The 4,768-nt window shown below is 66.7% G+C and carries 5 protein-coding genes and 3 pseudogenes; 7 read left to right on the top strand and 1 reads right to left on the bottom strand.

Annotated features, from left to right (window positions below; all coding sequences use genetic code 11):
* The 6 genes and pseudogenes from ACWEN3_RS36525 to ACWEN3_RS36550 form a co-directional block, all read left to right on the top strand.
* Positions 1-287, top strand: a 287-nt coding sequence (locus ACWEN3_RS36525) for a hypothetical protein (protein WP_452980036.1), incomplete at its 5' end; no start/stop codon positions are given.
* A 233-nt stretch (positions 288-520) separates the two neighbouring features.
* Positions 521-891, top strand: a pseudogene (locus ACWEN3_RS36530) (transposase); the annotation flags it as partial.
* A gap of 40 nt (positions 892-931) precedes the next feature.
* Positions 932-1,249 (top strand): hypothetical protein, encoded by a 318-nt coding sequence (locus tag ACWEN3_RS36535; RefSeq protein WP_452980039.1) that lies wholly within the window; start codon positions 932-934, stop codon positions 1,247-1,249.
* A gap of 408 nt (positions 1,250-1,657) precedes the next feature.
* Complete coding sequence (locus ACWEN3_RS36540; RefSeq protein WP_452980042.1) at positions 1,658-2,416, top strand: hypothetical protein; 759 nt, start codon at positions 1,658-1,660, stop codon at positions 2,414-2,416.
* An 80-nt stretch (positions 2,417-2,496) separates the two neighbouring features.
* Positions 2,497-3,066, top strand: a complete 570-nt coding sequence (locus ACWEN3_RS36545; RefSeq protein ID WP_452980045.1) for a hypothetical protein — start codon at positions 2,497-2,499, stop codon at positions 3,064-3,066.
* Between the two features lie 197 nt (positions 3,067-3,263).
* Positions 3,264-3,347 (top strand): annotated as a pseudogene (locus tag ACWEN3_RS36550) (IS21-like element helper ATPase IstB); the annotation flags it as partial.
* 61 nt (positions 3,348-3,408) lie between these two features.
* Here the strand turns inward: ACWEN3_RS36550 and ACWEN3_RS36555 are convergent.
* On the bottom strand, positions 3,409-3,771 hold the full coding sequence (locus ACWEN3_RS36555) for a 2'-5' RNA ligase family protein (RefSeq protein WP_452980048.1): 363 nt from the start codon (positions 3,769-3,771) through the stop codon (positions 3,409-3,411).
* A gap of 522 nt (positions 3,772-4,293) precedes the next feature.
* Here ACWEN3_RS36555 and ACWEN3_RS36560 point away from each other — a divergent pair.
* Positions 4,294-4,768, top strand: a pseudogene (locus ACWEN3_RS36560) (hypothetical protein); the annotation flags it as partial.

Here is a 4,768-nt window from a genome sequence, read left to right on the forward strand (position 1 = left end):
AGTGCGACCAGCCACAGGGTGCCGTCGTCCTGCTCAAGCAGCAGGTCGGCCCCACCGGACAGCTCGGTGGGCTGGTGGCCAAGGGTGAGCAGACGAAGAGCCAGCCGAACATCGTCGCCGTCTGCCCCGGCGCGTATGGAACAGGGTGGTCGCCGCCGCGTACGCCGTGCGGGCCCCGGCGGGTCGCCCAGCGCAAGAAGCTGGTCGCGAGGGCGACCTCGTGGCTGACCAGCTTGCGCACGGACGCCGGGACGCTGTCAGCGATCGCGGCCAGGAACGCGGAGTGACGATGAAGAACCTGGCGACGGTGCCGCCGGTAGGCCGACAGGAACCGTGCGGTCGCCCCGGCCATGAGCCCGAGCCCGGCCAGTTCCGCCGCCGGCCATGCAGCCGGGGCTACTCTCACCCCGAGCGCGGCGAAGCCCCAGCGCACAGCCCTTCTCAGCGCCTTTACCCAGCACGCTCCTTCAGTAGTTCGATGGCGCGGTGCACGGCTGCCGCCTGGGCAGCCGTGAATTCCGCGATCGGCATCTCCGGGGCCAACGTCCACGACAGCCAGGCTCTGATGCCGCTCGTGAAGGGCATACCTCCGGTCCGGTCCCGCCGAGGCCCTCGTCGGCGCAAGCCCGGCAAGCTTCATGCAGACAAGGGCTATGACTATCGCCACCTGCGGCAATGGCTGTCACAGCGCGGCATCTGGCACCGCATCGCCCGCAAGGGCGTCGAGACCTCGCAGCGACTCGGTCGACACCGTTGGACCATCGAACGACCATGGCCTGGCTCGCCGGCTGCCGCCGACTCCACCGCCGCTACGAGCGCAAGGCCGGGCACTTCCTCGCTTTCACGAGCATCGCCTGCGCTCTCATCTGCCACCGCCGCATGAACCCCTGAATCACGCCGCAGACGCTGCGGTGTGCAGGAGTATGGCCAGATGATCAGATCCGAACTGATGCAGAAGGCAGCCCATCTCTGGCAGGAACACCTCGACGCCGGATTCCCGGCCAACCTGCGAGGTGTCGAGTTCGAAGACATCGACATGGTGCTGCTTGATGCGGATACCGCAGGTTGCGCCTACACGTGGATCAACAACGGCGGTGCCCTCGATCCGAAGCGCAGACGCATCCTGCAGACCTGCATCGAAGCCCTGGACCGAGTGATTCCGCAGATCAGCGACCCATCAGGCCGCCAGTACTACCAGCGACTGCGCCAACTCGCCGTCCTCGTTTCAAGAGCCCCGGACGCCAAATGAGATGACCTCTTAGGCGGTCGACGTGGAGAAGATCGTGCGGTTCTGGTCGGGGACCGCGGCAGACAGTGAACCGGCTTCCAGGGTGCGCGAGGTACAGCGCGTCTAGCGTGTTCTTGCCGGCGCCGTTCGCACCGATCGGCACACTGAATCTGCCGGGCAGGGTGCAACTCATTGGAGTTTCTGCGCTCGTGCGCAGGCCACTCACCGCAACTCGGCTCAGATGCATGGCAGATCCCCCGATCAGCTCGGTCTCTCATCGGGCCACCCCTCGCCCGAGGCGATCACCGCGACGGGCCGGTCGGCGGTCCCGTAGCCCTGGCGGACGAGCCAGTGCCAGAGCTCGTCACACCATCTTGGTGGCGAAACTGGTGAGGTACGCCGTCGGGTGCGGCTGGGATGATCGCGGGCATGACACTGGACTGGTCCCGGCTGAGGCACGCCTATGGATCCGCAGAGGACCTACCACGGCTCTTTGACGAGATTGGTGATCTGGAGCTGGCTGATGTGGCGTGGGAGGAGCTGTGGGCTTCCCTGTACCACCAGGGGTCGGTGTACACCGCTAGCTTTGCCGCCCTGCCCGTTCTGTCAGACATCGCTGCTGGTCGCAAGCCGGGCGGTCGCTGGCAGGCGCTTGGGCTGGCCGGCCGCATCGTCGTCGAGGAGCAGCAGTTCCACAAGCCCGGTTACGTCCAGGCGCGCTTCCCGGCTGTGATCAACGAGCTGCACCAGCTGACGCAGAACATCGTGATGACAAGGCCCTTCGAGGGTGATGAAGATGACTTTCTGTACTGGCTGGAGCACCTTCTGGCTTTCGAGGGGGTGCCCATATGGAGGCGCAACCTGCGCCGCTCTGAGTACCCCGTGGTGTGCCCCTCCTGCGCAGAGGACTTGGAGATCGACCTTTCCTGCAAGCTCCGAGGCACTCGCCGTCGGGACCCGAACGCACGTATTCGGGTTGTCGGCCGTGAGGGACCCGTACTCACCGGGGTTCGCCGGGCGGCTCCCGCGGGGTTGCCGCTGCTGGCGTCTCGGCTGCACGGTCTGGCCGTCAGCGCCGGGCAGTCAGGGGCCGCAGACCATCTGACCCATCTGTTCGGCCGCACGACGTGTCCGGACTGTGCGTCAGAGTTCTCGGTACCGGACCAGATCGCGGCCTTCCAGGCATAGCAGTTTGTGGGCGATCAGAACCGGACCTTCGTGAGGCGTCTCCAGCAGATGAGGCTGCAGGCAAGGGATACGAGGGCGTCGTGCTGGTCGAGCCGTCGCTCCCAGCGAACGGCCAGGCGCTTGAAGTGGTGCAGAAGCGAGAAGGTCTACTCGACGACGTAGCGGAGTTGCCCAGGTCCTTGATGTTGGGGGCATCCTTGCGGGAGATCGCCGGCAGGGTGTGTCGCCTGCGCAGCTTGCAGCGGTTGGGGGTAGCTCTTGTCGCCGAGCACGGCGTCGGGCCGGCGATGTGGACGGCCGGGCTTGCCGGCCACGGGCGGTATGCCGTCGACCAAGGCCAGGGCCTGCGTGACCTCGTTGATGTTGGCGGCGGTAGTGATGACCTTGAACGGGTGCCGCGTTCGTCGCAGATCAGGTGGTGCTTGCCGCCTGTCTTCCAGGGGTCGACCTGTGAAGGGCCGGTGCCTTCGCCCGCTTTTTGGGCGGGTGTGGGAGCCGTCCACGCACGCGCGGGACCAGTCGAGTTCGTCGGCCGCTTGCAGCCTGGCGAGCAGGATGTGGTGCAGCCGGTCAAAGACTCCGGCCTGCTGCCATCGGTGCAGGCGGCGCCAGCAGGTCTGTCCGGTGCCTACCACCGGCTCCGGTGGTAGGAGTTACCGGCTGATGTCGTTGTGGAGTACGTACAGGATGCCCTGCAGGCACAGCCGGTCGTGCGCTGGCATCGGAGCGGGCGCCTTCTGCGGCCACGGCGGTAGCAGCGGCCTGGCTTTGTTCACGAGTTGCGGCGCCCGTTGTTCATGGGTGCGGCAGCGGCATGAGCAGCGACCGTGTCTGGGCGGCCTTGCGGGACGGCACCATCATCGAGACGGGCACCGACTCCTACTGCCTCGCCAGCACCCGAGCCCGCGCAGAGCAGGTCGAGGCCGGCTGACTGACGTCTTCATACTGGTCCGCAGCCCGTTGCGGGTGGATCAGCCAAGCTCACGGCCCGTTCATTCGAGGAGTGCGAACGACGCTCGCTGTTGCCACTTCGCGCCGTCATGCGCCATGAGGTCAACTGATGAGACTCGGGACGTGAAGGGGAGTTTGCTGAGCAGCTCGGCCTCGATCTCGTCCAGAACTGCATCGTCCTGACCGTCAGCGACGGTCAGGTGGGGCACGATCTCGGTGAACTGGCTCCGGTAGGGAGGGGCTTCAGGCCAACGGTCAGCGATCACCTCAGTGAGCCGCCGCAACTGCGTGTCTGGCTCAGGAGCGAGATACAGCACCCCGGGAAACCGCCCACAGCTCTCAAATCGCAGGTCAAGGGCATGATGGCTGCCGAGCACGTCAGTGAGGGCCGAGCAGACACGCACATCTATTCGGCTGTCGTCGAGAAACGGGAAAGCACCGTGACATGCGCTGGTACCCCTGCGTGGGCTGAGGGATCGAACCGTTCACGCCATCCGCGGACGGCTGGCTCCGCGTCCGGGATCCTGACGATGAGGCCCGTCTGGCCTGCCTGAAACCTGCTGGTGCTGTCGTCGGCCATGACACGGCATGCTGCCACCTCGGAAGCCGACGGCAGCACTCATTGTGCGCCCATGATCACGATCGATCCGCTGCACAGGACAAGCAGGGAAGCCGACGGCGCCGGAACACGACTGATGTCATTTCCCGTGAACATCCGGGGGCCGACGATCACCCACCGCTGCCGCCGGAACCCGTGAACAAACGCCGTCGGTTAGAGTGAAACGAAGCCAACTGGGTGCGGGTGGAACAGGGGTGCGGAGCGGCCGGGACCGCACGAAGCCCGAATCACCGTCCTGCGGGGAGCACTTGCATATCGGCCGTTCCCGGACCTGGATGCCCGGCTCCCGGTCGACCATGCTGTCCCCATGGTGTCCATGAACCACACGGTCGTCGTCCGGCCGGTCCCTTACGCCCGGCTCGTCGACGCCCTCGCCGTGGTCCGCACCCTGGTGGAGGAGAGCCGGGTGGAAGGTCCGCGACTGGTACTGCCGGACGGACAGCCGATCCCGGGCGTTCGTCTCGCCCGTGGACGGCACCTGCGGCCGGGGGCCGAATACCTGCTCTCTGACGAGGAGGACGAGCACGGGGACGGGCACAAGGACGCGAAAGGCGAGGGCGCCGGCGAAACGGTGAGTATCCGGGTCGAGGAGTGGGACCGCCGACGCGCCGTCCGGCTGGCCCTCGCCGTCGCCTCGGGCGACGGGAACACGGAACTGCACACCGTCCTGAAGAGCCTCGACCACCCCAGCCTCGTCGAGGTCGGCGGCCGGTCGCTGCTCGACGGTGTGCCGCCGCGGTTCTCCCAGTTGGAGGGGCGGGCGCGAGTGCGACTCGACGACT

The sequence above is a fragment of the Streptomyces sp. NPDC004561 genome (assembly GCF_053602155.1).

Coding starts and splice junctions, on each gene's coding strand:
- ACWEN3_RS36535 (WP_452980039.1), top strand. CDS start 932: ATGATCAGATCCGAACTGATGCAGAAGGCAGCCCATCTCTGGCAGGAA.
- ACWEN3_RS36540 (WP_452980042.1), top strand. CDS start 1,658: ATGACACTGGACTGGTCCCGGCTGAGGCACGCCTATGGATCCGCAGAG.